The organism is Alishewanella sp. HL-SH06 (genome assembly GCF_052656265.1).
The window spans coordinates 3382350-3407823 of sequence record NZ_CP199752.1; the positions used below are offsets into that span (position 1 = coordinate 3382350).

Here is a 25474-nt window from a genome sequence, read left to right on the forward strand (position 1 = left end):
TTGTGGCGATAGCGCCTAGTGTTTAGTGCGCCACCCAGGCCACAGTGTTTAAATCGACACCGTCTTTATACATATCCCATAACGGCGACATTTCACGTAATTTATCGATAGCGGCATGCACGATCTTAATAGTGTGGTCAACTTGCTCTTCCGTGGTGAAACGGCCAATACTAAAACGAATGGAACTGTGCGCCAGTTCGTCAGTTAAGCCCAGTGCGCGCAGCACATAAGATGGCTCTAAACTGGCCGACGTACAGGCAGAACCTGACGATACCGCAATGTCTTTTAATGCCATGATTAAAGACTCACCTTCAACATAGTTAAAGCTGATGTTAGTGATCCCTGGCACGCGATGTTCGGCATCGCCATTTAAGAAAACTTGTTCAATATCTTTAATGCCATTCCATAAGCGATCACGTAACGCGGTGATTCGGATATTTTCAGAAGCCATTTCTTCTTTAGCAATGCGGAAAGACTCGCCCATCGCGACGATTTGGTGCGTAGCTAAAGTACCAGAGCGCATACCACGCTCATGACCACCACCGTGCGTTTGTGCTTCTAAACGAATGCGTGGCTTGCGCCGCACATACAAAGCACCAATGCCTTTCGGTCCGTAAGTTTTATGACCAGAGAAGGCCATTAAATCGACTTTTAAGGTTTGTAAATCGATCGCTACTTTGCCGGTTGCTTGCGCCGCGTCAACATGGAAAATAATCCCTTTACTGCGACATAATTCACCGATAGCCGCAATATCTTGCACCACACCAATTTCGTTGTTGACAAACATAATGCTGATGAGCGTGGTGTCAGGGCGGATGGCTTGTTCTAGCTTCGCTAAATCGACTAAACCGTTGGCTTCAACATCTAGATAGGTCACTTCAAAGCCATCGCGCTCCAATTGGCGCATAGTATCTAATACCGCTTTATGTTCTGTTTTGACCGTGATCAGGTGTTTACCTTTTTTATGGTAAAACTCGGCCGCACCTTTAATGGCTAAATTATTTGATTCAGTGGCACCAGAGGTAAACACGATCTCACGTGGATCAGCATTGACTAAGTCGGCGATCTGACTGCGTGCAATTTCTACCGCCTCTTCAGCTTGCCAGCCAAAACGATGCGAGCGTGACGCTGGGTTACCAAACTGGCCATCCATTGTCAAAAATTGCATCATCTTTTCTGCAACCCGCGGGTCAACCGGGGTTGTTGCAGCATAGTCTAAATATATTGGTAGCTTCATGGTTTGCTCCGTTGCGCTTACAGCTGACAACTGACGTCAATATCAGTGGCAGGATTCTTTAACTTACGGCTTTGTTGCTGAGCGGTTTGCCGCACTTCTTGTTGATTGACCAGTTCTTCTAACGAAATATTGGTCAGAAAGTCTTCTATACGGTGGCTTAAATTACTCCACAGCGTATGGGTTAAGCAGCGAGTACCACCATGGCAATCGGATTTGCCTTGGCAGCGTGTGGCATCTACGGACTCATCTACCGCAGCGATCACGGCAGAGATAGAGATTGCCGCTGCTGCCATACCTAATTGGTAACCGCCGCCGGGGCCACGTACACTGCTTACCAGCCCGTGCTTGCGTAAACGAGCGAATAATTGTTCAAGATAAGAAAGTGAGATCCCTTGTCGCTCTGATATGTCTGCGAGAGGTACAGGTCCCTGTACTGCGTGTAAAGCAACGTCTAACATTGCAGTCACGGCATAACGGCCTTTTGAAGTTAATCGCATAATTGGCTCCCATTTCAGAATGGGGTCCATTTTACATTCCTGACTATTTTAGTCAAGTATTAACCCTAGTGTTTTAGTCAGGTATTAACCGAATACCCGCCTGTTCAGTATGGCTTGTTTGCTCTAAATCAACCTTTACAGGCCAAGGATGAACTGCAGCAATGCAGATAATCATCGCGCCTCAGGGATGATTCAAGGTTCATTAAGCTGAGCAAACAGCGTCATGCTAAAGCCTAAACTTATCGGTATTCGCGATTAACCATTAGACCCGCGGATCAAACACTTCTTCATCTTTACAGCGCTGCTCGGCAGCGCGTTGCTCCGCTTCCCGAAAATCACTTTCCTCAATATTGACCGTGGGCACTTCTTCACACACATTGCCCCCTAGCGCATTAACACTGTGACAAAGTTCAGCAACCTTATTGTCGAGCACTTGGATATGATCCAATAAACTGCCAATCGCATTGGCAACCGGATCCGGGTTATCTGCCGCTACCGCGTAGGCATCAAAGCCATATTTCTTGGCTAAATGTTGTCGCTGTTTAGACACATCGGCATCGGGCTTAGATACAACGCGTCCCGGAATACCGATAACCGTTGCTGCCTTTGGCACATCTTTAACCACGACCGCGTTGGAACCGATACGGGCATTGTCGCCCACCATTAACGGCCCGAGTACTTTGGCACCGGCACCAATAACCACGCCATTTCCTAAAGTAGGATGCCGTTTACCCGGATTCCAGCTCGTACCGCCCAAGGTCACACCATGGTACAGCGTACAATCATCGCCAATTTCAGCCGTTTCACCTATCACCACGCCCATACCATGATCGATAAAAAAACGTCTGCCAATTTTAGCGCCAGGATGAATTTCCACGCCCGTTAGCCAGCGCCCAAGGGTACTGAGCCAACGCGCTAACCAACGCCACTGAGCACGCCATAAACGATGACTTAAGCGATGTAACCAAATGGCATGTAGGCCAGGGTAAGTGGTCAGTACTTCAAAGGCACTGCGTGCTGCCGGATCGCGCTCAAATACACTTCGGATATCTTCTTTGATGCCGGAGAACATGCCTATTATTCCTTGTGACTCGTCTGATCAATTTTTTCAAGACGCTGCATCGAGGTTAAAATGCCGCGTAAAATGTTGTATTCCGCCTCTTCAGGTCGAGCGCGAGTAAACAAGCGCTTCAGTTTTGTCATCACCACACCCGGATGCTGCTTAATAATAAAGCCCGTGTGCTGCAAGGCGGTTTCTAGGTGTTGATAAAAGTTTTCCATCTGCGCTGAGCTTGGATATTTTTCATCATCCGCGACCTCAGGTAACGGCTTGGCCGCTAAATGCGCCATTCGCACTTCGTAACAAATAATTTGTACGGCCATCGCCAAGTTAAGCGAGCTGTATTCTGGATTGGCATCAATACACACATGGTACTGACACAGCTGCAGCTCTTCGTTACTTAAGCCGCTACTTTCTCGGCCAAACACTAACGCCACCGGTGCTGCCGTAGCTTCTGCTACCGCTTTTAAGCCACAATCACGCGGCGACAACATTGGCCAACTTAAGGTGCGAGAACGCGCACTACTGCCGACCACTAAACTGCAATCGGCCACGGCTTCGGCTAAAGATTCGAACGTTTGCGCGTTAGCTAAAATTTCACTGGCACCCGCGGCTAAGGCATAGGCTTGGCCGTCAGGGGCGGTTTTCGGTGCAACCAGACAAAGCTGTGACAAACCCATCGTTTTCATAGCTCGAGCAACCGAACCCATGTTACCCGTATGTGTCGTGCCCACCAATACCACTTTAATCTGATCTAACATAATGCAACTCACACTAAAAAAGGGGGCTATTCTAGCATAGCCACGGCAGATTGTAGCTTGAAAATTAGCAGTCTAGCCACCTAAAAAAACAAAAGTGCCTATTTATTGGGCAACGAAAGACGCTGCAATTCTGCAGTTGCTTTGCTAAACTACAGCCACCCCTAAAAGGAGCTCACCATTATGTTACGTTTCAGCAAAATATTAAGCCTGACTGCTTTATTATGCAGCTTGCCACTTGCCGCAAATGAAGCTTTAGAAACCGCTGTAAAAAATCCGCTACGTACGCCTGAATATTTACAGCGTGATCAATACCGCAATCCGGTCGCTACCTTGGCCTTTTTTGACGTTACGCCACAAAGCACCGTTGTTGAAATCTCTCCCGGCGGCGGTTGGTACACGGAAATTATCGCGCCACTCGTTGCTGAAAAAGGCATGTACTATGCGGCACATTTTCCTGCCAACTCGTCAGAGTATGGTCAGCGTAGCCGCAAAGCCTTTATCGAAAAAATGGCGAGCCAACCACAATACAGTAAAGTTCAGGTCACCGAGTTTTCGGCTGCTGGCGGTGTCACTATTGCTCCTGCTAACTCAGCCGATGTGGTATTAACCTTCCGTAATTTACACAATTGGTATATTGGCGGTGGTGAAGACGCGCTGGTTGCAGCCTATAAGCAGTTTTTTACCGCATTAAAACCGGGTGGCGTATTAGGTGTGGTTGAACACCGCTTACCTGAAAGCCAATTAAACACCGAATGGACACGCAGCGGTTACATGCCACAAAGCATGGCGGTGCGTTTAGCAGAGCAAGCGGGGTTTGTATTTGAAGGCAGCAGCGAAATCAATGCCAACGCCAAAGATACTGCCAACCACCCTTCAGGTGTGTGGACTTTGCTACCTACTTTACGTTTAGGTGAACAAGATAGAGCAAAATATCAAGCTATCGGCGAAAGCGATCGCATGACGTTAAAATTCCGCAAACCCATTAACTAACTGAGCAAACGGACAAACTGATGAAAGTATTGGTAATTGGCGGCGGTGGTCGTGAACACGCCCTAGCGTGGAAAGCAGCACAATCTCCACTGGCAACCGAAGTATTTGTCGCACCAGGCAACGCGGGCACCGCTCGCGAAGCGGCGTTGCAAAATGTCGCTATTGCTGCCGATGATGTGGCAGGTCTACTGGCTTTTGCCCAACAAGAACAGATTGATCTGACGATTGTTGGCCCTGAAGCGCCTTTAGCCAAAGGCGTTGTCGATCGCTTTCGTGCAGCTGGTTTAGCCATTTTTGGTCCAACCCAAGCTGCGGCACAATTAGAAAGCTCAAAAGCGTTTGCCAAAGACTTTTTGGCACGGCACAACATCCCTACAGCCGCTTACCAAAACTTTACTGAAATTGCTCCGGCGAAAGCCTATGTAAAAAGCCTCGGCACGCCGATAGTGATCAAAGCCGACGGCTTAGCCGCAGGTAAAGGTGTCATTATCGCGCAAACCGAGGCAGAGGCTTTTGCCGCTATCGATGATATGCTGGCGGGTAATAAATTTGGTGATGCTGGCAGTCGCGTAGTCATTGAAGAATTCCTGACCGGTGAAGAAGCCTCGTTTATTGTGATGGTGGATGGCAGCCATGCTCTGGCCTTTGCCTCTTCGCAAGATCATAAAGCGCGTGATAACGGCGATAAAGGCCCAAATACAGGTGGAATGGGTGCTTATTCTCCTGCCCCCGTAGTCACCCCTGCGGTGCATGATTGGGTTATGCAGCAGGTGATTATGCCTACCGTTAAAGGTATGGCCGCTGAAGGTAATGTATTTACCGGCTTTTTATATGCAGGTTTAATGATTGCCGCAGATGGCTCGGCTAAAGTGTTAGAGTTTAACTGTCGCTTTGGCGATCCTGAAACACAACCGATTATGCTGCGCTTAAAGTCAGATCTCGTCGCTTTATGTCAAAGTGCGGTGCAAGGTCAATTAGCACAAACCAACATTCAATTTAGCCCTAAAGCGGCAGTAGGTGTGGTGATGGCTGCTGGGGGTTACCCTGATGCTTATGCTAAAGGCACAGTGATCCATGGTTTAGACGATGCCGCAGCCCTTGCGGGTAAAGTGTTTCATGCCGGTACCGAACTGGTTGGCAACGATGTCGTGACGAATGGTGGCCGCGTGTTATGTGCCACCGCATTGGGTAACAGCGTTACCGAAGCACAACAAGCGGCCTATCAGCTTGTGACAAAAATTCATTGGGATAATGTGTATTATCGTCATGATATTGGCTATCGCGCTATTGCGCGTGAGCAACAAGCTTAACGTTTTTATTAGCCATTAGGCTAATTAGATTTGCCCTAATTAAAGGGTGTTAAAAGGTGCTTCGGCACCTTTTTTATCGGCTTTCATAGGATAGATTATGCGAATTATTGCTCTCGGTTTTATCAGCTTATGTCTGGCAGCATGTCAGCAACCGCCCACCGCTTGTGGCGAAACCACTCATAGCATTGCGCAAGTTCAAGGCACGGCAGAAATCAGCCCATTGCTTGGACAGCACGTTACGCTGCAAGGTGTGGTATCAGCCCCCGTCTACCTCGATGGGCCTATGCCAGGGCTCATGTTACAAAGTGTTGAGCCTGATAACGATCCTCAAACCGCTGAAGCGATTTTACTCAGCCTCGCGGATGCGGCAAATTATCAAGTCGGGCAGATCTTAACGGTACAAGGCACCGTCGCTGAAATTGAACAGCAGACCAGCCTGGTGGATGCAACCGTGCTTAACACCTGCGGCCAGAGCAGCACACAACCCTTAGCCTTGAGCTTACCGCTGGCAGCAGAACAAAGTTGGGAAGCTTATGAAGGGATGTGGGTGGCCTTTAGCCAACCGCTGTTAGTCGCCGATACTTATCCTTTAGGTCGTTATGGCGAGATTTTACTGGCAAATGAACGTTTAATGGTGCCGACGCAAGTCGTCAGTCCGGGCGAAGCTGCTGCAAAACTGGCAGAGCAACAAAACCGCCAAGAAATCTGGTTAGATGATGGCCATTGGCAACAAAACCCCGACCCTCTGCCATATCCTAATAACGGCTTAAGCGCCAGCAGCACTTTACGGATTGGCGATCAGGTATTAGATGTTGCCGGTATAGTACATCAAGACGAGCGCGGCTATCGCATTTTGCCCACGTCACCCGCTAAGTTTGTCAGTGCTAATCCACGGCCTGCGGTACCGACACCGGTGCAACAGAACGAACTGCGAATTGCCAGTTATAATGTGCTGAATTTCTTTAACGGCCATGGCCAGGATAAGCCTTTCCCAACACGCCGAGGAGCTCGTTCGCCCGCTGAATTAGCCAGACAACAAGCCAAATTAGTTGAAGCACTCGTCGCCTTAGACGCTGATATTATTGGTTTGCTAGAACTAGAAAATAATGGCTACGATGAGGGCAGCGCTATTGCGACGTTATTAGCCGCTGTTAATGAGCGCAGTGCCTCACCGTATAGCATGATTACAACCGCGGTGGCACCGGGTTCAGATGCCATAAAAGTTGGTATGTTTTATCGCTCAGAGCGTATTGAAGCCATTGGGCAAACCGCAGTTAATACCGCAGCGCCGTTTACCCGCTTGCATCGGCCACCGCTGGCGCAAAGTTTTCGGCATCTTGCCTCAAACCAACAACTCACCTTGGCACTTGGTCACTTAAAATCTAAAGGCAGTTGCCCTCGCGCCAATGCCAGTGATTATGCACTGCAAAAAGATCAAGCTGATGGTCAAGCGTGTTGGAATGCAGCTCGAGTAGAAGCCGTGACTGCGTTACAGCAATGGTTAACGACCACGCCCACTGGCATTGCCACATCCTACCAAGTGGTGCTAGGTGATTTAAATGCCTATCGTTTTGAAGATCCGATTACCTATTTAGAACAGCAAGGCTGGCAATATTTAGACGAGAATAAACACGCCTCCTACTCTTTTGTATTCAGAGGCCGAGCCGGATCTTTAGATCACATGTTAGCTAGCCCAGCCTTGGCACAACAGCTAAGCCATTTTCAGCACTGGCCCATTAATGCGGATGAACCGGTATTACTGGATTACAGCTTACGCTTTAAATCAGCGGCGCAACAGCAACAATTATATGCGCCAACACCTTATCGCTCTTCTGACCACGATCCGATTATTGCTACCTTCCGCTTTTAAGGTAATTCGGCTAACGCCATCAGCATTAAGCTGATGGCTGCCGCTACCGAGCCAAGCCAAATTAAACTGCGTGCAGCCGCCCAATTTAACCAGTAGCACAATAAATAGCCCAGTCGACAAACCACAAACAACCAAGCAGCGATGAGCATTGAGCTTGTGACGTTCCCCGCTGCAACCACAAATACTATCGCCGCAATGTATAACCCTAAGGCTTCAAAACTGTTGTAATGCGCCGCAGTACAACGTTCCCCAAAGTCTTTTAATAATGCTTGTTGCCGCCGAGGATAATGATTGTCATAGCCCCCGGCCTGTTGCATTGCCCACACCAAAGGCGCCTTCGCTAAATAAGGCATCACTGCAACAATTAATAAGGTTAGCAGCATATCTGCCATGGCATTCTCCAAAAATATCGTATTAAACCTACTGTGGCTTTGTACTCGTTCAGCTCATTTCGGATCAGTTAAATCTCGCGTCAGTTGTTATTTGTGGCGGTTAGCATAACCCAGTAGCTTACTCCAACAATACGCTGCCTTTGCCTAGCTTAACCCCAGCAAATCCCAAAATTTAATCGGTCATGCGACACAAACCTGAATGGATAATAGTTGCGTCGCTAGGCCCAAATCCGATAAGGTGAAGCTAATTTAAGTTACAGGGTGACACTATGTCGCACAAAAATCCTATTATTGCGGTTACCGGTTCATCGGGTGCAGGCACATCAACTACGACCAATGCCTTTAAACATATTTTCCGTACACTGGGTATCGATGCAGCCTTTGTTGAAGGTGATTGCTTTCATCGTTTTAGCCGACCTGAAATGGATTTAGCGGTACGTAAAGCACGTGAAGAAGGTCGACATATTAGCTATTTTGGCCCAGAAGCCAACGATTTTGCGGCTTTAGAGAGCTTTTTCGCTAGCTATGCTGAAACCGGTACCGGACGAATTCGCCACTATTTACATACCTTCGATGAAGCGGTGCCCTATAACCAACTGCCGGGCACTTTTACACCGTGGCAAGAGTTACGCGCGAATACCGATCTGCTCTTTTATGAAGGGTTGCATGGCGGTGCCGTTACCGAACAACAGAATGTCGCCCAACATGTCGATTTGCTGATTGGTATGGTGCCTATTGTTAATTTGGAGTGGATCCAGAAAATTATTCGCGATACCTCTGAACGTGGGCACAGCCGCGAAGCAGTGCAAGCTAGTATTGTGCGCAGCATGGAAGACTACTTTAACCACATTACTCCGCAGTTTTCTCGCACCCATATTAACTTTCAACGCGTACCTACGGTTGATACGTCTAACCCCTTTAGTGCCAAAGATATCCCATCATTAGATGAAAGCTTCGTGGTCATCCGCTTTCGCGGGATCAAACATGTCGACTTTCCCTATTATTTGAAGATGATTGATGGATCTTTTATGTCTCGGGTTAACACCTTAGTGGTGCCAGGCGGCAAGATGGGCTTAGCGATGGAGTTAATATTAACGCCGCTGATTGAAGCGTTGATGCAGAAGCGCCGTAATTCACAATTTTTGTACTAAAACTTGCCGATTAATGCCGTTTTAGCATAACTAAGTTGCCCTGCCAGTGCCCTTGATGTTTGCTTTTTTAGTTTGGTGAGGCCGCGAAACAACCTAATTTACCTGCGCGCTCAACGGTAAAAATTGCCGGTTTAGTGCGACCAGGAATGTTAGTGGAAATTGAGGTGATTGCGGTAAGACCGAAAACCAAGTAACACAACGGTACAGGTAACAGCGCCCCTCTGCTGTTGCCCGTACTGTCTGTCGTTGCCGTTATTTTACTTCTGGCAAATTGCGACCGTAGAAAATTTCACGGATTTCGCGAAACACCTTACTACTGATGTCTTTTTGTTCATCGGCGGTCATCGAATCCGTGCCCATCCCAAATAAGTAATTGTTTAAATCACCTTCTTTTAGCATCATCTTGGTATGGAATAGATTTTCCTGATAAACGTTAACGTCAATCATTTGGAAGGCTTTCTTGGTATCGTAATCCATAAAGTTTTGGATCGACGTGATCGGATGGTCGATGTAGTGTTTAGTGCCACTAATATCACGCGTAAAACCCCGTACCCGATAATCGATAGTCACCACATCCGATTCAAAACTGTGGATCAAATAATTCAACGCTTTTAACGGTGAGATAATGCCACAGGTTGATACTTCAATATCAGCTCGAAACGTACAAATACCGCCATGCGGGTGTACTTCAGGATAAGTATGCACACAAATATGGCTTTTATCCAAATGCGCAACCACCGCTTCAGGTAATGGCCCAGGGTTTTCAGTATTGTCCGGATCAACCAGTACCGGCTCTTCACTGACCAAAATGGTCACGCTGGCACCTTGAGGATCATAATCTTGCCGGGCAATATTCAAAACATTGGCGCCAATAATATCCACCACCTCGGTCAAAATATCGGTTAAACGATCCGCGTTGTATTGCTCATCGATATACTCAATATATTCTTGACGATGCTGTTCTGTTTTTGCATAACAAATATCATAAATGCTAAAACTTAAGCTTTTAGTCAGGTTATTAAATCCGTGCAGTTTCAGTTTTTCAAAAGGCTTAACCAATTCTTTGCTCTCCGCTAACGACGCCCAAATACGCCGTAGTTAACTTTCAGCCCGACCGTGCAGACAATTGATTCACTCAGCGTCTTCAACACTAAATGAGTGAGTTACTTTTACGCTTTGCGATAACATAATAGACACTGAGCAATACTTCTCAGCAGACAAGCTTACGGCTCGCTCTACGTGCTTTTCGCTTAAGGCTTTACCGCTAACAACAAAATGTAAATGCAGCTCAGTAAAGACTTTAGGCACGGTCTCAGCGCGCACACCGGATAATTCAACCCGGCAAGCAGACACTTGCTGACGTGCTTTTTCTAAAATACTGACCACATCAACCGAAGAACATGCGCCGGCTGACATCAATAGCATTTCCATTGGCGTCGGTGCAGTATTACTGTCACGATCGGCATCGAATACTACGGCATGACCACTCTCAGATTGACCTAAAAAGGTTAACCCATTGACCCAACTGACCTTGGCTTTCATCTTCGTATCTCAGCTTTAAAACAAGGGTGAGTATTCTACGTAAAAGCCCAGTGTGCCGCTAGTAAAATCGTACATTAGCTGCCGAGCAGCCATAACGTTTATACGGGTAACATCAGTAATTGTTAATCAAATAATTCGGCAATGGCGTTATCAAATAAATTTTTAATTAACAGCGCGATCTCGTTAATTAATTCGACTTGTTGTGGCGTGGCGGTATTATCTAATACCGAGGCAAGGATTTCTTGAAAATCATACATGATACCGTCAATCTCACGGATAATCAGTGCACGATGATTCATTTCGAGTTCTTGATGTTGCGTGCATAAGGTAATAATTTGCTCAGCAATATGCTCTTCTAATAAAGCGCCTATCGATTTACCCGATACATCTGCAGAGCCTTGAGTTGTAAATAAATCTAAATGTTCAGTTAAAAACTGAATAAGATGCTCATAACCGACTTTATCAATAACCATACTGTACCTATATCGTCATAGTGCGGCGAGATTTGCTGATAAACAGCCAAAATGTTGTTTTATCAACTCTCTTTATTTAAGCAAACAATGTCATGAAAAACAAATCGGCGCCGAAGCGCCGATAAACTGACGCACTTAAAATTGTAAGCCGGGTGATAATTGTTCGGGTAACACCACTTGTTCTAACTCTACCGACGCCACGGGATAAGCGCAATAATCGGCGGCATAATAAGCGCTAGCACGATGATTACCACTTTTACCTATACCACCAAATGGCGCCGCTGAACTGGCACCTGTGATAGGCCGGTTCCAGTTTACAATACCCGCACGAATATGCTTGTAGAAGTGTTGATACAGCTCATGGCTGTCGCTTAACAAGCCCGCTGACAAACCAAAGCTGGTGTTATTCGCTGCAGCAATGGCGGCATCAAAATCGCTAAAGCGGAACACTTTTAATAAGGGGCCAAAGTGCTCTTCATCTGGAAAATCAGTAATGTGCGTACACTCAATAATACCTGGCGTGACCAAGGCTTTATCGGCATAAGGTTGGCTTAACGGCAGTAAGATCTCTCCGCCTAACGCCACCAGCTGCTGCTGCGCGGCTAACATCCCTTTCGCTGCTTGGACGGAGATCATGGCCCCCATAAATGGCTGCGGCTGGGCATCGTATTCACCCACTTGAATGTTGCGGCTAACCTCTAACAAGCGCTGTAAAATCGCATCACCATTAGCGCCTACAGGTAAAAATAACTTACGAGCACAAGTACAGCGCTGGCCTGAGGTAATAAAGGCCGATTGCACAATATCGTGCACCGCAGCATCAATATTTGCCACATCTTGCACGATTAAGGGGTTATTTCCGCCCATTTCCAGTGCCAGAATTTTTTCTGGTCGGCCGGCAAACTGTTGATGTAAATAATGGCCGGTGCGAGAACTCCCGGTAAAGAACAAGCCATCAATGCCATCATCACTGGCCAAGGCTTTACCTGTATCAACTTCACCTTGCACTAGGTTTAACACACCGGCGGGAAGTTCGGCTTGTTGCCATAACTTAACGGTTAATTCTGCTACTTTTGGCGTTAATTCCGACGGTTTAAACACCACGGTATTACCTGCGAGAAGTGCGGGTACAATGTGGCCATTAGGCAAGTGGCCGGGAAAATTATACGGGCCAAACACCGCCACAACACCATGTGGTTTATGACGTAAAAACGCTCGCCCTTGTGGCATCGGGTTTTCTTTGGTGCCGGTACGTTCTTCATAGGCGCGCACTGAAATGTCTATTTTACCGATCATGGCGCCCACTTCGGTTAGGCTTTCCCATAACGCTTTGCCGGTATCTTCAGCAATACAGGCCGCCAGTTGTTCTTTATGGCTGCTTAGTTGGGCGGCGAACTGTTTAACAAACACCACACGCTCTGCAAAACCCAAGTATCCCCAAGCAATTTGTGCTTGACGCGCTGCAAGGATCGCTTGCTTAACTTGCGTGGCACTGGCCGCTTGGCCTTGCCAAATAACCTTATTTTTTGCGGGATCGATAGAGTGAAAAGCTTGACCTTCACCTGCCTGCCATTGACCGTTAATAAACTGCACTGCTTGGCTCATCTGTCTCTCCTATTATTATAGTTTGCTGATCCGCACCCACTCACCAGCATTGACCTGCAAGGCCTTAGCGAGTTCGGCGGGAATGCTAATTTCTGTACTATTGGCCTGCGGTTGTAACTCTGCCCAACAAGCTCGAAAATCGCTTAGGGTCGTATTACAAATCATATAGGCCTCACCACTTCCCGTTGCCTCAGCAATGCGCACTTGTAAACGCTGGCTGTCTCGGATGGCTCTGATCTGTGAAATGCGCGCTTCTACCGTTGGGCCTGCATCAAAAATATCGACGTAACCACGACAAGAAAAACCTTCAGACTCTAACAAAGCGAGCGCCGGGCGGGTTTGTTCGTGCACCTGACCAATCACTTGCTGTGCGGCTTTGCTCAGCAAACTGACATAAATTGGATATTTTGGCATCAGTTCGGCAATAAACTCTTTTTGACCAATGCCTGTTAAGTAATCTGCCGTTGGAAAATCAACTGAAAAGAAGTGGGCTTGTAACCATTGCCAAAATGGTGAGTTACCTTGGGCATCAGATACACCACGTAACTCGGCAATAATTTTATCTGAGAAACGTTCAGCAAACTCAGCTAAAAATAAAAAGCGCATTTTAGACAACAAGCGGCCATTAAACTTCTGGCGAAACGGCGGTCGCAAAAACAAAGTACATAATTCGCTTACGCCCGTGTAGTCATTACATAACGTCAAGATATCGACCGTTTTGTACACGCCTAAGGTTTTCGAGCTATGCACGACCTTACCAAGATGATAATGATAGAACGCATCTTCTAGCCCTACGGCGGCCTCTAACGCACTGGTACCACACACCTGGCCACTCGACGTATCCTCCAGCACAAACAAATAACCTTCGTCTCCGGGCGAACTGACGGTCTTATTAAAAGACGCCATCGAACGACTGATTTTACGCATCAGCAGCTCTTCATTAACCGGCAACGAGGTAAAGCCATGTCCTGACTCTACCGCCATTTGATACAGTGCGGGGTAATCATTCGCTCGGATCGGGCGAATCACCATCATGCTAGCTTACTCCATTCTGATACAGGCCGCGGTCGCAACTCAGAGCTAAAAGCCCCAAGTTTGACTGAGCATGCAGTTGAATTAACGATTATCGACAAGCAAAAACACGTAAACCGCTTAGCCTTTGACAACTTGCGCCACGGCAGATGCAAAACGCTTCATACCTTCACGAATTTCAGCTTCGGTAATAACCAGAGAGGGTGCAAAGCGCACAACATCGGTGCCAGCAACTAAAGCAAATAAACCATGGTCAGCTGCCGCTAAGAAAAACTCACGTGAACGGCCTTTGTATTGCTCGTTTAATACCGCACCTAACAACATGCCTTTACCACGCACTTCGGCAAACACCTTGTGCTCGGCATTAATCGTGGCTAAACACTCGCGGAAAATAGCTTCGTTTTTCAATACCCCTTCTAATACTTCAGGGGTATTGATGGTGTCGATTGCGGCTTCAGCAACGGCACAAGCTAAGGGGTTACCGCCATAAGTACTACCATGGGTACCCACTTTTAAATGTTGTGCAATCGCCGTGGTGGTTAACATAGCGCCCACCGGGAAACCGCCACCAAGCGATTTTGCCGTGGTTAATATATCGGGCGTGACACCGTAGTTCATGTACGCATATAACTGGCCTGTGCGACCAACGCCTGTTTGTACTTCATCAAAAACTAATAAGGCATTGTGCTGATCACACAGCTCACGTAACCCTTTTAAAAACGCTGCATCGCCCGGAATAATGCCGCCTTCACCTTGAATGGGCTCAACAACGATGGCGCAGGTTTTATCCGAGATCAGCGCTTTCACGCTGTCTAAGTTATTAAATTCAGCATGCACAATAGCACCAGGTTTTGGACCAAAACCGTCAGAATAAGACGCTTGGCCGCCGACCGTGACGGTAAAGAATGTCCGACCATGGAAACTCTTACCAAACGAGATAATTTCTTGCTTGCTCTCGTCAAAATTGTCTAAAGCCCAACGACGCACTAATTTAAAGGCCGCTTCGTTAGCTTCAGCACCCGAGTTACAAAAATACACTTTTTCGGCGAAGGTCGCGTCGACTAACTTTTTCGCTAAACGCAGCGCAGGCTCGTTAGTGAGAACATTACTTAAATGCCACAGTTTTTCAGCCTGCGTTTTTAACGCATTCACTAACGCAGGATGACAATGACCTAAGCTACTGACCGCAATACCACCTGCAAAGTCGATATATTCCCGACCTTCTTGATCCCAAACGCGAGCGCCTTGCCCTTTTACCGGTATCAATTTTGCTGGAGCATAATTGGGTACCATTACGTCATCGAACAAAGCTCGGGTTACTTGGATCTCTGCGGTCATATTCGTGTTCCTCTTTCGCTTATTTGTAGGGAATAGCTTGCACGTATAGGTGTCAGTATTGACATCGTTATAGCGCCATTATTACAGATTATACTGACGTTGTCTTGCATCTACATCTGTAGCAACACCTGAAAAAACAAGGGATACAGATAGATTTGCAGTGGAAATGAATATTCAAGCGCTTCTTAAGAATATTCAATGAAAGCGAAATGCTCGGCGAGATGCAGCAGCCTATGCCTTAGCGGTAAACCGCGCTATTTTTATGAAAAGCTTAAATAGTCACTGCTAAAAAATTTGCGAGCATCCGCTGTCCTTGCTCACTGAGAATCGCTTCCGGATGAAATTGCACACTATGTAGTGCTAAGGCTGGGTCGTACAGGCCCATAATTTCAGGCGGCTCGTTTTCATTAAGCGGAATAGTTGTGGCACTGACTTGCAGATTTGCCGGTAAGCTTGCGGCCTCTACCAACAACGAATGATAACGCGTCACACTCAGTGGTGAGGGTAACTGCTGAAACACCGACTGGTGCTGATGTTGAATAATCGAGTTTTTACCGTGCATCACACGGGACGCCCGCACCACTTTAGCCCCAAATACTTGTGCTATCGCCTGATGTCCTAAGCAAACCCCTAAAATGGGGATCTGACCGGCAAAAGCCTCAATAGCGGCTAAACTGATGCCCGCTTGACTAGGGTTACCCGGCCCCGGTGAAATCACCAGATAACGCGGAGCCATGCTGCGGATCTGTTCGACATTGATGTCATCATTGCGGCGCACCACAACTTGCTGCCCTAAGGCAGCAAAATATTGCACCAGATTCCAAGTAAAAGAATCATAGTTGTCGATCATCAGCAGCATAGGGTATTAACTCCAGACCCAAACCAACTTAAGGCGTGACAAAACCAACAGCGGCATTCACCTGCTCTAACGTTTTGCAGGCATGCTCACGAGCACTAGCGGCACCAGCTCGCATGACTTGCTGCATATAGGTTTGATCCGCTCTGATTTCTTTAAAGCGCTGCTGTACCGGTTCTAATAAACCAATCACGGCATCGGCCACATCTGTTTTTAAATGGCCGTACATCTTACCTTCGTATTCATTGGTTAAGGTTGTTACCGTTTTACCGGTTACACCACTGAGAATATTCAATAAGTTTGCTACACCAGGTTTATTCTCTTGATCAAAGTAAACGCGTGGTGGATCTTCAGAGTCTGTCATCGCTTTTTTAAACTTTTTACTGATCACTTTGGGATCTTCTAATAAGCCAACGAAATTCCAAGGGTTTTCATCAGACTTTGACATCTTCTTTTGCGGCTCTTGTAGGCTCATGACACGCGCGGCTACCGCTGGGATAAAGGGCTCAGGCACCGTAAAAATATCACCATGCAACGCATTAAAACGACTGGCAACATCACGAGCTAATTCTAAATGTTGCTTTTGATCTTGACCTACAGGCACTTGATTTGCTTGATAAAGTAGAATATCGGCCGCCATTAACACCGGGTAAGTAAACAAACCGGCATTCACGTTATTGTTATGCCGCTCTGATTTATCTTTAAACTGTGTCATACGACTTAATTCACCAAACTGGGTATAACAATTTAATACCCAAGCTAATTGGCTATGTTCAGGCACATGTGACTGCATAAAGACCGCAGAACGAGCCGGATCGATCCCACAGGCTAAGTAAAGTGCCAAACTATCCAAGGAAGCACTACGCAGCGCCGTAGGATCTTGACGCACTGTAATGGCATGCAAATCGACAATACAATACAAGCAATTGTAATCATTTTGCATTTCATCCCATTGACGCAATGCCCCAAGGTAATTACCAATCGTCAATTGTCCTGAAGGTTGTGCGCCACTTAGCACTATCGGTTTACGACTCATTCTTTGCAATATCCTGTTTTAAAACCATGTAAGCGCGTTATTATACGCTGTTGTCGGCTAAGCTCGCAGCAAAAAAGCCATTAACAGCAGACTTTTGCTAATTCGGCTCGCATCGCTTGTATCGTTGCCGCATAATCAGGCGTGTTAAAAATAGCCGAGCCAGCGACAAACATATCGGCACCCGCACGAGCAATGTCAGCGATATTATCTAAATTAACGCCACCATCAACCTCTAAACGGATTGGCCGACCACTTTGCGTAATACGTTGCCGTGCCTCTTGTAACTTATCGAGCGTGGCAGGAATAAATTTCTGGCCACCAAAACCGGGATTCACCGACATCAATAACACCACATCAATTTTATCCATAACGTAATCCAGATAACTGAGCGGTGTTGCAGGATTAAACACCAAGCCAGCTTGGCAACCGTGTTCTTTGATCAGCTGTAAGGTACGGTCGATATGCCGAGAGGCTTCGGGATGAAAAGTAATAATACTGGCGCCGGCTTTAGCAAACTGCGGCACCATGCTATCGACAGGCTCAACCATCAAATGCACATCGATGGGGGCCGTCACACCATAATCTCGCAACGCTTGGCAAACCATCGGCCCCATAGTGAGGTTAGGGACATAATGGTTATCCATCACGTCAAAGTGCACCACATCCGCTCCAGCAGAGAGCACCTTGGCTACATCGTCACCTAGGCGAGCAAAGTCAGCAGACAGAATAGACGGCGCGATTAAAAATGGTTGCATCAGTGTTCTCCTTGGAAAAACACCGACTTTACTGAATTATTCAACAGAATGCATCAACGGCTTAAGCCGTGCTGCACAAAATACAAGCATAGCTGCACCAAGATGTCGCAAAACTTAGCAAACCAAGTCGATCAAAAAAACTAAGGTGCTGTTTATTAATGAAAATTTCCACATGGCATATATCTTGGAAACAATTAGATGAATCCAATATGAGGGGAAACAATAATGACATTATTAAAAAAACTATCTGTAGCAACTTATAGCACCTTATTTGTAGCCATGAGCGCGGCCAGCATGCAGAGCCACGCGGTAGAAGTGAGTGGCGATGTCACCTTTGTTTCTGACTATGCCTTCCGTGGTATTTCACAAACGGACGAAGCGGCAGCCTTACAGGGTGCTTTAACCTTAAGTGATGAGTCAGGCATCTATTTGTCAGTATGGGGCTCAAGCGTTGATTTCGGTGGTACTGGCACTTTAGAGCTAGACGTGATGTTAGGTTGGAGCGGTGATATTGCTGAAGGTTGGTCGGCCGACGTAGGTATTATGCGTTATGGCTACCCAAACACCGAGTTCGAAGGCTCTAACTTCTGGGAACTATACGGTTCTGTTGCTTACAAAGACTTCAGCTTAGGCTTAGCCTACAGCGATGATTACTATGGCAACAGTGGTAACTACTACTATGTCTATGCCGGTTACAGCTTAGCGTTAACCGATAATCTGGCTGTTGATTTTCATGTTGGTCAAAACGAATATTCAGACGATAGCTCATTAAGCTATTTAGACTACGGTGTCACGGTCAGCACTGAGGTATTGGGTCTTGGGTTATCATTAGCCTATATCGATACCGATGTTAAAGATTTATATTTAGCTGATAGTCGTGTGGTGTTTGGCGTCTCAAAAAGCTTCTAAATCTCGTTTCCATCACTAACTTACGCCACCGATACAGTGCTTAATAAATAATCAGCTTGTATCTGGTGGTGTAATCTACTAATATAAGGAAGTTATGCGTCGTTAACAGGATTTAACATGAAACTAACTAAAACCAGCAAATCAATGCTTGCCATCAGTGGTATGGTGTTTGCTGTTGCGCTTTGGCAAATAGATAGTTTGTCGCAATGCTCTGACAACCTTGTTGGCTGTAAAGAAATTCAACGTAATTGGGTGAGTTGGTTGTCTGGCGATAGTCGCTCTGTACAGTTCCATTTTGTTGATTTTCTAGAACTTTTAAGTCGTATGTCTCCTAGCAACAATAACCCTTCTTAGTTTCTTGGTATGAGCCACACGAAAGCAAGTACTTGGCAAATTATCAAAGCCGTGCTCGGCGCTTTTATTGGTGTGCAGTCTGAAAAACAACGCTTACAAGATTTTCAAAGCGACAGCGCGGTACCTTACATTATCACAGGCATTCTGATGGCAGCGCTATTTGTGAGTGTCTTATTATTGATCGTTAGCTTCGTCGTCCCTTAACTGCTTTTTTGCTCGGCCAGATATAACGCAAATAACTCTGCAACCTTACCCCTAGCACTGCCCTTTTGACTGATTGAACGACTAACGTTTATGGTATGCAACTCTGCTTGCTGATAAATCTTCCGAGTCCAAGTCGTATCGTGATTACTGATCAATACGCTATGCCCATTGGCCTGCGCTTGCTCGGCTAAAATCGCTAACTGCGCCTGATCATCTAAAGTAAAACCCTGCCGCGCATAGCTAGTGAAACTGGCCGTTTTACTTAAAGGGACATAAGGAGGATCACAATACACAGAGGCGCCAACAGTTAACTGCTGAAAGACATCTTGGTAGCTGCTACAGGTAAACTCGGCGAGCTGTGCTTTTTCCGCAAAGAAATACAGCTCGGCCTCTGGGAAATAAGGCTTTTTATAACTACCAAAGGGTACGTTGAACTTGCCAGACAGGTTGTAACGACATAAACCGTTGTAACCATGGCGATTCAAATACAAAAATAACAAAGCACGTTGATAGGTATCTTGTTGCTCATTAAACTGCTGCCGAAAGCGGATATAGCTTGTGCGCTCGTTGGCACTGGGCACAAAAAGTTGACGAGCGTCAGCAATATAACGCTCTGGCTGCTGCTGAACAATTTTATATAATTCAATCAGATCAGCATTAATATCGTTTAGCTTGTAAGACGGATAATGCGTGTTCAAAAAAACGGAGCCCGCACCGACAAAAGGCTCAACCAAACAATCAGCTGCGGGCAAATGCCGCTGCAACTGTTCGACTAGATTATATTTACCACCCGCCCACTTTAAAAAGGCACGACTTCTTTTCTGTACCACTTAATTATCCTGACTACTTTGGGCCAGTTGCAATCGTTGCCAAGCTTTGATCTCTTGCTGGACAGCACCCACACTTTTAATAAAAGGCCCAGCTGAACTCAGCGCGCTGGGTAATTGTTGCACATACTGTTTAGCGGCGGTATTGCTGGCGAAACTTTGGCTGACGATGACCCATTGACCTCGCCCCTGCCAACTGCGTTGATACACTTGTATCGATAATTTTGGATAGTTACGCTTAAATCGGCTTAACGCGTTTTCACTCGATAATACCGCGATTTGCACAACAAAGTGTTGAGCAGGCGTGGCAAGTAATGCGCCGTGCTGATGCACCTTCGGCGTGTCTTGTTCGCGTTTCACTTCAGGCTCAGGGGTAAGCACTGATTCTTGTAATAACTTAGCAGGTAATGGCTGCACATTATTTAATGTGGTTGCTACTGTCGGTTCTGCAACGACCGTTTTGGCCTCGTCAATAACAACAGCCTTAATGTTCTCAGCGTTGCTGGGCATATCGACTATAGCGGGCTCGGGCTCGGCTTCTAATTCAGCTTCTGCTTCAGCTAACTCTGGCATCCTAGCGTCATTAGATAAATCAATCAGCGCTGATTGACTCGTTGCACCAATCGTTTCAGGGCTTGCTGTAGCTGATTGCTCTTGCGGTATGGGTACAATGGCCATCTCTGCAACAGGCTTTGCCTGATCTGCAGAAGGTGTTGAATTTAACCAACTAGTGAGAATAAACAATACGATCAGTGCCGCGCCTACGCTTGCTGCAATTAAGGGGGCTTTGGGTCTGCTAACCACGGGCTTGCGTGCCGCCCGAGCCGTTCGTGCAGGCGCTGGGCTAATTAATTTATGCAGGTTATTCTGACAGTTGGCAAAACGTTCCGCTAACGCTAAGGGATCTAATTGTTCTGCCTGTAACAACTGCTCGCAATCCGCTAAGGTAAGCCCAGGGATCGTCAAGTTAAGCTGCATCTGACTATCCGCTTGCGTCGTGAAGACAAATAATGTCACCGGTAAACTTAAGATCCAAGCATATTGCTCAGTACTTAATAGCTCGGGATTATCGGTAATTAAAATATAACGGGTATCGGCGTCAACGTTTTGCAAACGCTGCAATAGATTTTGCTCGGTTAAATCACTGGTCGCGAACCATTGTTTGCCAAGCTGCGAAGCTAATAATGCCTCAGCAATCGGTGCTTGAAGCATTGCAACATTGACCGAGATTTCTTCAGCTTCAGAAAATAATTCAGCTAAGGCGAGAGCCAATGTCGATTTACCACTGCCTGAAGCACCAATAATAGCGAGGCGGGAAAAATCATTAAAGGCTAATTGAAATAATAAGCGCGATAACACATCACGTTGCGAGGGCAGCAAATATCCAGAATTGGCCAGCTGTTGTTGGAGGCCGCGTACTTTCATCAGGCAAAAACTTGGCTAAGTTCGTGCTCGGTTACATCCGCAACCACTTTACTGGCACCTAACGCCGTTGGCAGAATAAAACGCATCTTGCCCTCTTTCACTTTTTTATCTGTTTTCATATACGGCAGAAAGTCTGCAATGCTCATCTGAGCAGGTGCAACAATAGGTAAGTTAAAAGCCTGTAATAATGCGATGGTTTGAGTGAGGTCGTTATCGCTTAACCAACCTCGACTCTGCGCAAGTTTAGCCGCCATCACCATACCAACGGCAACCGCTTCACCATGCAGCCATTCGCCGTAGCCCAAAAAGGCTTCAATAGCGTGACCAAAAGTATGACCAAGGTTTAATAAGGCACGGTCGCCTTGCTCGGTTTCGTCACGACTAACAATATCGGCTTTCATTTTGCAGCAATGTTTAATCATTTGCGCTAATACTAGCGGCTCTTTACGTTGAATAGCCGGCGCATTAGCTAACAACCACTGAATAAAAGCTGCATCGCCTAATAAACCGTATTTCACCACCTCTGCCATGCCTGCAGCAAATTCGCGATCAGGTAAGGTGCTTAGCACACTGGTATTGATTAACACTTGCTCGGGCTGTTTAAACGCACCGATCATATTCTTACCCAACGGATGATTAACTGCGGTTTTACCACCGACGGATGAATCAACTTGCGCCAATAAGGTGGTCGGAATTTGTACAAAGCGCACACCACGTTGGAAACACGCTGCAACAAAACCGGTCATATCACCAATTACGCCGCCACCTAATGCGACAAGCACCGCATCCCGTGACACTTTTTGCTCTAACAAAAAGGATAGCACTTGCTCAAACGATGCCAGCGTTTTATAGGCTTCGCCATCTGGTAAAAGGAAATGTTTTACCGGTTGCTGGAATAACGCACTGACAGCGGCCAGATATGGTTCAGCAACAGTAGGATTTGAAACAATCACTACCTGAGCCGCTTTCGCTAGCTCAGGGAGTAATGCAGGAAACGTATCGGAGATGATGATGGGATAACTGCGCTCGCCAAGTTGTACAGCAACTTCTTGCATATGCAGTTCTCCTTTAATGATTAAAAACCCAGTTGCTCAATAATCTGGTTAGCTACATTGCGGGCGCTTTGTTCATCGGTACGAACAGTAAAGTCAGCAATCTCCGTATATAGCGGGTTGCGTTCAGCTGCTAGACGTTCTAAAACTTCTTTTGGCTCTTCTTCTGTTTGCAATAATGGCCGCTTTTTATCACGTTGTGTTCTGGCCACTTGCTTTTCAATAGGCGTTTCTAAATAGACCACGATACCGCGGGCAGATAACCTATTGCGCGTTTCTTTACTGATAACTGAGCCACCACCGGTCGCTAATACTATTCCTTGTAATTCAGTTAGATCCTGAATGACATTTTCCTCACGCACCCGAAAACCCTCCTCGCCTTCGAGGTCAAAAACCCAGGCGATATCGGCACCAGTGCGTCGTTCAATTTCCTGATCAGAATCATAAAAATCAAGATGCAGCATGTCTGCTAAATGGCGGCCGATTGTGCTTTTACCTGCACCCATTGGCCCCACAAGGAAGATATTACGTTTTTCTGCCATATGTCGTATTGCTAAATCAGCTAACTCAAAGAAAAGTTGAATTCAAGGACCACTAGGCTCCCACGAAAATTTGAAGCGCTGAATTATGTCAGGAATGCCCTTTGATTGGCAAGTTAATTCTGACAGCGTCATCCGCACAAGCGATGGTCAGCGACCATCGCTTGTGCCTGAATTAAGGCTGGCCTTCAGTCAAAATACGTGGTGTAACGAAAATTAACAGCTCGCTTTTCTCGTTTAATTCGCTTTTGTTGCGGAATAACACACCCATGTAAGGCAGATCACCCAGTAACGGTACTTTAGTAACCGTTGATACCACTTGCTGCTGGTAGATACCGCCTAACACAATAGTTTCGCCGTTGTCGGCTAACACTTGCGTTTTAATTTGCTGTGTATCAATAGCTGTAGCTGGGCCTGTAGGCGTTTGTACTGTCTCACCACGGGTATTTTGGGTAATGACTAAGTCTAAAATAATCTTGTTGTCTGGGGTGATTTGCGGTGTCACCGTTAAGCTCAACACGGCTTTCTTGAATTCTACCGTTGTCGCACCACTGGAAGCTGCTTGCACGTAAGGGATTTCAACACCCTGCTCAATACTCGCTTCTTTTTGGTTAGAAGTTGTGATGCGTGGACTAGCAATCACTTCACCTTTGTTTTCTTGCTCTAACGCCGATAATTCAAGATCTAACAAAGTCCCGTCAGCTAACCGAGCAACGTGAAAGGCAATACTACCAGCAGGGCTAGAAACGGGCAGATTTACATTCCAACGATCATCTAACGCTGGGAAACCACCCGTTGAAATACCATTAGCGCCGGTGGCATTACCTGAGACACCGCGATCACCGCCACTGGTACTTTGTTGATCACTAAAACCCCAACGAATACCAAGCTCATCCGTTACGCTGTCATTTACCGTGACAATACGCGATTCGATTAAAACTTGGCGTACAGGAATATCTAAACGTTCAATTAATCTGCGGACATTTTCAATGTTACGGGCTGTATCTTTGATTAAGATGGTATTGGTGCGTTCATCCACGACAACACTGCCGCGAGGAGAAAGTAATGTTGCATCTTTATTGGACAACAACAGCGCTAAATCAACGGCTTTTGCATAATTAATTTGTAAGAAATCTGAATACAAAGGCTCTAACTCTTCCACCCGCTGTAATACTTCTAATTCTTTCGCTTCTCGCGCGGCTAACTCTTCAGTTGGCGCCACCAACAGAATGTTACCTTCCATACGCTTATCTAAACCTTTAACACGCATCACGATATCTAAGGCCTGATCCCACGGAGTACCATCTAAGCGCAAAGTAATATTACCAACAACAGAATCACTGGTGACTAAGTTGAAGCCGTTATAATCGGCGATAATTTGTAGTACAGTTCTTACCGGAATATCTTGGAAGTTCAAAGAAATAGCACGGCCTTTATAATCACGACCACCACCTAAAATACTCCGGCTGGTCAAATCACGTTGCATAGTAACCGTAAAAATATTGTCGATTTGCTGATAGTTAAAAGTGAACTGATCTGTGGCATCAATCACTAAACGCGTAGAGGTTTTAGTTTTAAAAGTTTCAATACCTTTCACTACTGTCGCAAAATCGCCGACATCAAGCTGATAAAGTAACTCATCGGGAATATCGGTGTTATAGAATTCAATTTCTAATTTGCCAAGACGCTCTTGCACATCAACTGCCGCTGCATTTTCTTTTAAAAATACTAAAATTCGGCCTTCGCCTTTATCACCACGACGAAAATCAATTGCCTGCAACTTATTAATAAAGCTTGGATTAAGCTCAGATGTCGAACCCGCTTTAACAATTTGTGGTGAATTTGCGAGATGCACAGCATAGACATTACCATCAAGTCTGGTGCGGTAGACTTTTAAGGAATCCATGCTGATAACAGAATTAATGCCACCTTCAGACAAGGTAGACTTCACTCGGCTAACGCCAGCATTATTAATCGCCACATCCGCAATACGCTGTTCCAGCTCAGCTTCAGCAAAGCGCACGTTTAAACGCGATGGCTCATTTAACAGGCTGATGTCCGGCTCTTGCAGCAAAGGTTCATCGAACACGAACTCGATCTCGGTTTCACCATTAAGTAATGGATTGAAACGAACCTCGTAGAGCAAAGGCGCTGCACTAGCAGGTAAAGCAAGCAATAACCACGATAACAAACCAAGTCTGCTAACTTTGCGTCCTACATTTTTAATTTTTATTAATTTATCCATGATTCACTCGCACA

At 46.3% G+C, this 25474-nt stretch carries 26 protein-coding genes and 1 pseudogene; 8 read left to right on the forward strand and 19 right to left on the reverse strand.

What is annotated here, in order from left to right; translation table 11 throughout:
* Positions 1-22 precede the first annotated feature (22 nt).
* From ACUJFK_RS15670 to trmJ, 4 genes are all read right to left on the reverse strand, one after another.
* Entirely contained in the window at positions 23-1237 is a 1215-nt protein-coding gene (locus ACUJFK_RS15670) for an IscS subfamily cysteine desulfurase (RefSeq protein WP_226751087.1), read from the reverse strand.
* Between the two features lie 17 nt (positions 1238-1254).
* Complete coding sequence (gene iscR / locus ACUJFK_RS15675) at positions 1255-1734, reverse strand: Fe-S cluster assembly transcriptional regulator IscR (protein ID WP_226751086.1); 480 nt, start codon at positions 1732-1734, stop codon at positions 1255-1257.
* Positions 1735-1996: 262 nt separating this feature from the next.
* Positions 1997-2806, reverse strand: coding sequence for a serine O-acetyltransferase (gene cysE, locus ACUJFK_RS15680; protein WP_229586535.1), 810 nt, complete (start codon positions 2804-2806; stop codon positions 1997-1999).
* Between the two features lie 5 nt (positions 2807-2811).
* Complete coding sequence (trmJ, locus tag ACUJFK_RS15685; RefSeq protein ID WP_226751085.1) at positions 2812-3555, reverse strand: tRNA (cytosine(32)/uridine(32)-2'-O)-methyltransferase TrmJ; 744 nt, start codon at positions 3553-3555, stop codon at positions 2812-2814.
* A gap of 180 nt (positions 3556-3735) precedes the next feature.
* Between trmJ and ACUJFK_RS15690 the strand changes: the two genes are divergently transcribed.
* The 3 genes from ACUJFK_RS15690 to ACUJFK_RS15700 all read left to right on the forward strand — a co-directional run bounded on the left by ACUJFK_RS15690 (position 3736) and on the right by ACUJFK_RS15700 (position 7725).
* Positions 3736-4545, forward strand: a complete 810-nt coding sequence (locus ACUJFK_RS15690; RefSeq protein ID WP_445425418.1) for a class I SAM-dependent methyltransferase — start codon at positions 3736-3738, stop codon at positions 4543-4545.
* 20 nt (positions 4546-4565) lie between these two features.
* Positions 4566-5855 (forward strand): phosphoribosylamine--glycine ligase, encoded by a 1290-nt coding sequence (gene purD, locus ACUJFK_RS15695; protein ID WP_445425419.1) that lies wholly within the window; start codon positions 4566-4568, stop codon positions 5853-5855.
* A gap of 97 nt (positions 5856-5952) precedes the next feature.
* Positions 5953-7725: an ExeM/NucH family extracellular endonuclease gene (locus ACUJFK_RS15700; RefSeq protein WP_445425420.1), complete on the forward strand. Its 1773-nt coding sequence runs from the start codon at positions 5953-5955 to the stop codon at positions 7723-7725.
* On the opposite strand, the gene ACUJFK_RS15705 is transcribed toward ACUJFK_RS15700, so the two are convergent.
* A complete protein-coding gene (locus ACUJFK_RS15705) occupies positions 7722-8117 on the reverse strand; it encodes an MAPEG family protein (RefSeq protein ID WP_226751081.1) in 396 nt (131 codons plus the stop codon). The genes ACUJFK_RS15700 and ACUJFK_RS15705 overlap by 4 nt on opposite strands.
* Positions 8118-8386: 269 nt before the next feature.
* Here ACUJFK_RS15705 and ACUJFK_RS15710 point away from each other — a divergent pair, with 269 nt between their 5' ends.
* Both ACUJFK_RS15710 and ACUJFK_RS15715 read left to right on the forward strand, forming a co-directional pair.
* Positions 8387-9268, forward strand: a complete 882-nt coding sequence (locus ACUJFK_RS15710) for a phosphoribulokinase (protein WP_226751080.1) — start codon at positions 8387-8389, stop codon at positions 9266-9268.
* 89 nt (positions 9269-9357) lie between these two features.
* Positions 9358-9462, forward strand: a pseudogene (locus tag ACUJFK_RS15715) (hypothetical protein); the annotation flags it as partial.
* Between the two features lie 58 nt (positions 9463-9520).
* Here ACUJFK_RS15715 and speD read toward each other — a convergent pair.
* From speD to rpe, 9 genes are all read right to left on the reverse strand, one after another.
* The gene (gene speD / locus ACUJFK_RS15720; RefSeq protein ID WP_306177703.1) at positions 9521-10327 is read right to left on the reverse strand and encodes an adenosylmethionine decarboxylase; all 807 of its coding nucleotides are present in this window, start codon (positions 10325-10327) and stop codon (positions 9521-9523) included.
* A gap of 72 nt (positions 10328-10399) precedes the next feature.
* Complete coding sequence (locus ACUJFK_RS15725) at positions 10400-10810, reverse strand: OsmC family protein (protein ID WP_226751078.1); 411 nt, start codon at positions 10808-10810, stop codon at positions 10400-10402.
* Between the two features lie 122 nt (positions 10811-10932).
* Complete coding sequence (locus ACUJFK_RS15730) at positions 10933-11283, reverse strand: DUF3802 family protein (protein WP_306177704.1); 351 nt, start codon at positions 11281-11283, stop codon at positions 10933-10935.
* 135 nt (positions 11284-11418) lie between these two features.
* Positions 11419-12888, reverse strand: a complete 1470-nt coding sequence (astD, locus tag ACUJFK_RS15735) for a succinylglutamate-semialdehyde dehydrogenase (RefSeq protein ID WP_445425421.1) — start codon at positions 12886-12888, stop codon at positions 11419-11421.
* Between the two features lie 15 nt (positions 12889-12903).
* Positions 12904-13923: an arginine N-succinyltransferase gene (gene astA / locus ACUJFK_RS15740; protein ID WP_226751075.1), complete on the reverse strand. Its 1020-nt coding sequence runs from the start codon at positions 13921-13923 to the stop codon at positions 12904-12906.
* A 117-nt stretch (positions 13924-14040) separates the two neighbouring features.
* Positions 14041-15258: an aspartate aminotransferase family protein gene (locus ACUJFK_RS15745; RefSeq protein ID WP_226751074.1), complete on the reverse strand. Its 1218-nt coding sequence runs from the start codon at positions 15256-15258 to the stop codon at positions 14041-14043.
* Positions 15259-15529: 271 nt separating this feature from the next.
* Positions 15530-16117: an anthranilate synthase component II gene (locus ACUJFK_RS15750; RefSeq protein WP_445425422.1), complete on the reverse strand. Its 588-nt coding sequence runs from the start codon at positions 16115-16117 to the stop codon at positions 15530-15532.
* Between the two features lie 28 nt (positions 16118-16145).
* The gene (trpS, locus tag ACUJFK_RS15755) at positions 16146-17150 is read right to left on the reverse strand and encodes a tryptophan--tRNA ligase (protein WP_229586502.1); all 1005 of its coding nucleotides are present in this window, start codon (positions 17148-17150) and stop codon (positions 16146-16148) included.
* A gap of 80 nt (positions 17151-17230) precedes the next feature.
* The gene (gene rpe / locus ACUJFK_RS15760) at positions 17231-17905 is read right to left on the reverse strand and encodes a ribulose-phosphate 3-epimerase (RefSeq protein ID WP_267867517.1); all 675 of its coding nucleotides are present in this window, start codon (positions 17903-17905) and stop codon (positions 17231-17233) included.
* A gap of 225 nt (positions 17906-18130) precedes the next feature.
* Between rpe and ACUJFK_RS15765 the strand changes: the two genes are divergently transcribed.
* The 3 genes from ACUJFK_RS15765 to ACUJFK_RS15775 all read left to right on the forward strand — a co-directional run bounded on the left by ACUJFK_RS15765 (position 18131) and on the right by ACUJFK_RS15775 (position 19372).
* Complete coding sequence (locus tag ACUJFK_RS15765; RefSeq protein ID WP_445425423.1) at positions 18131-18814, forward strand: TorF family putative porin; 684 nt, start codon at positions 18131-18133, stop codon at positions 18812-18814.
* A 117-nt stretch (positions 18815-18931) separates the two neighbouring features.
* Positions 18932-19168 (forward strand): hypothetical protein, encoded by a 237-nt coding sequence (locus tag ACUJFK_RS15770; RefSeq protein WP_445425424.1) that lies wholly within the window; start codon positions 18932-18934, stop codon positions 19166-19168.
* 9 nt (positions 19169-19177) lie between these two features.
* Positions 19178-19372 carry a DUF2970 domain-containing protein gene (locus ACUJFK_RS15775; protein WP_226751069.1) on the forward strand — a complete coding sequence of 65 codons (195 nt, stop codon included), beginning with the start codon at positions 19178-19180 and terminating at the stop codon, positions 19370-19372.
* Here ACUJFK_RS15775 and ACUJFK_RS15780 read toward each other — a convergent pair.
* The 5 genes from ACUJFK_RS15780 to ACUJFK_RS15800 all read right to left on the reverse strand — a co-directional run bounded on the left by ACUJFK_RS15780 (position 19369) and on the right by ACUJFK_RS15800 (position 25460).
* Complete coding sequence (locus tag ACUJFK_RS15780) at positions 19369-20202, reverse strand: Dam family site-specific DNA-(adenine-N6)-methyltransferase (RefSeq protein WP_445425425.1); 834 nt, start codon at positions 20200-20202, stop codon at positions 19369-19371. The genes ACUJFK_RS15775 and ACUJFK_RS15780 overlap by 4 nt on opposite strands.
* Positions 20203-21624: an SPOR domain-containing protein gene (locus tag ACUJFK_RS15785; protein WP_445425426.1), complete on the reverse strand. Its 1422-nt coding sequence runs from the start codon at positions 21622-21624 to the stop codon at positions 20203-20205. It abuts the gene before it with no gap.
* A complete protein-coding gene (gene aroB / locus ACUJFK_RS15790; RefSeq protein WP_445425427.1) occupies positions 21624-22679 on the reverse strand; it encodes a 3-dehydroquinate synthase in 1056 nt (351 codons plus the stop codon). The genes ACUJFK_RS15785 and aroB overlap by 1 nt, the downstream gene beginning before the upstream one ends.
* Before the next feature lie 20 nt (positions 22680-22699).
* Positions 22700-23218 carry a shikimate kinase AroK gene (aroK, locus tag ACUJFK_RS15795; RefSeq protein ID WP_226751065.1) on the reverse strand — a complete coding sequence of 173 codons (519 nt, stop codon included), beginning with the start codon at positions 23216-23218 and terminating at the stop codon, positions 22700-22702.
* A 172-nt stretch (positions 23219-23390) separates the two neighbouring features.
* Positions 23391-25460 carry a type IV pilus secretin PilQ gene (locus ACUJFK_RS15800; protein WP_226751064.1) on the reverse strand — a complete coding sequence of 690 codons (2070 nt, stop codon included), beginning with the start codon at positions 25458-25460 and terminating at the stop codon, positions 23391-23393.
* Positions 25461-25474: the final 14 nt, after the last annotated feature.

What these genes read in the sequence shown, in the direction of transcription:
- ACUJFK_RS15775 (WP_226751069.1), top strand. Translation starts at nt 19,178, where the DNA reads ATGAGCCACACGAAAGCAAGTACTTGGCAAATTATCAAAGCCGTGCTC.
- cysE (WP_229586535.1), bottom strand. Translation starts at nt 2,806, where the DNA reads ATGTTCTCCGGCATCAAAGAAGATATCCGAAGTGTATTTGAGCGCGAT.
- ACUJFK_RS15745 (WP_226751074.1), bottom strand. Translation starts at nt 15,258, where the DNA reads ATGACCGCAGAGATCCAAGTAACCCGAGCTTTGTTCGATGACGTAATG.
- purD (WP_445425419.1), top strand. Translation starts at nt 4,566, where the DNA reads ATGAAAGTATTGGTAATTGGCGGCGGTGGTCGTGAACACGCCCTAGCG.
- ACUJFK_RS15770 (WP_445425424.1), top strand. Translation starts at nt 18,932, where the DNA reads ATGAAACTAACTAAAACCAGCAAATCAATGCTTGCCATCAGTGGTATG.
- ACUJFK_RS15730 (WP_306177704.1), bottom strand. Translation starts at nt 11,283, where the DNA reads ATGGTTATTGATAAAGTCGGTTATGAGCATCTTATTCAGTTTTTAACT.
- ACUJFK_RS15670 (WP_226751087.1), bottom strand. Translation starts at nt 1,237, where the DNA reads ATGAAGCTACCAATATATTTAGACTATGCTGCAACAACCCCGGTTGAC.
- trpS (WP_229586502.1), bottom strand. Translation starts at nt 17,150, where the DNA reads ATGAGTCGTAAACCGATAGTGCTAAGTGGCGCACAACCTTCAGGACAA.
- trmJ (WP_226751085.1), bottom strand. Translation starts at nt 3,555, where the DNA reads ATGTTAGATCAGATTAAAGTGGTATTGGTGGGCACGACACATACGGGT.
- aroK (WP_226751065.1), bottom strand. Translation starts at nt 23,218, where the DNA reads ATGGCAGAAAAACGTAATATCTTCCTTGTGGGGCCAATGGGTGCAGGT.
- aroB (WP_445425427.1), bottom strand. Translation starts at nt 22,679, where the DNA reads ATGCAAGAAGTTGCTGTACAACTTGGCGAGCGCAGTTATCCCATCATC.
- ACUJFK_RS15700 (WP_445425420.1), top strand. Translation starts at nt 5,953, where the DNA reads ATGCGAATTATTGCTCTCGGTTTTATCAGCTTATGTCTGGCAGCATGT.
- ACUJFK_RS15690 (WP_445425418.1), top strand. Translation starts at nt 3,736, where the DNA reads ATGTTACGTTTCAGCAAAATATTAAGCCTGACTGCTTTATTATGCAGC.
- iscR (WP_226751086.1), bottom strand. Translation starts at nt 1,734, where the DNA reads ATGCGATTAACTTCAAAAGGCCGTTATGCCGTGACTGCAATGTTAGAC.
- astA (WP_226751075.1), bottom strand. Translation starts at nt 13,923, where the DNA reads ATGATGGTGATTCGCCCGATCCGAGCGAATGATTACCCCGCACTGTAT.
- astD (WP_445425421.1), bottom strand. Translation starts at nt 12,888, where the DNA reads ATGAGCCAAGCAGTGCAGTTTATTAACGGTCAATGGCAGGCAGGTGAA.
- ACUJFK_RS15800 (WP_226751064.1), bottom strand. Translation starts at nt 25,460, where the DNA reads ATGGATAAATTAATAAAAATTAAAAATGTAGGACGCAAAGTTAGCAGA.
- ACUJFK_RS15750 (WP_445425422.1), bottom strand. Translation starts at nt 16,117, where the DNA reads ATGCTGCTGATGATCGACAACTATGATTCTTTTACTTGGAATCTGGTG.
- ACUJFK_RS15785 (WP_445425426.1), bottom strand. Translation starts at nt 21,624, where the DNA reads ATGAAAGTACGCGGCCTCCAACAACAGCTGGCCAATTCTGGATATTTG.
- ACUJFK_RS15725 (WP_226751078.1), bottom strand. Translation starts at nt 10,810, where the DNA reads ATGAAAGCCAAGGTCAGTTGGGTCAATGGGTTAACCTTTTTAGGTCAA.
- rpe (WP_267867517.1), bottom strand. Translation starts at nt 17,905, where the DNA reads ATGCAACCATTTTTAATCGCGCCGTCTATTCTGTCTGCTGACTTTGCT.
- ACUJFK_RS15710 (WP_226751080.1), top strand. Translation starts at nt 8,387, where the DNA reads ATGTCGCACAAAAATCCTATTATTGCGGTTACCGGTTCATCGGGTGCA.
- ACUJFK_RS15765 (WP_445425423.1), top strand. Translation starts at nt 18,131, where the DNA reads ATGACATTATTAAAAAAACTATCTGTAGCAACTTATAGCACCTTATTT.
- ACUJFK_RS15705 (WP_226751081.1), bottom strand. Translation starts at nt 8,117, where the DNA reads ATGGCAGATATGCTGCTAACCTTATTAATTGTTGCAGTGATGCCTTAT.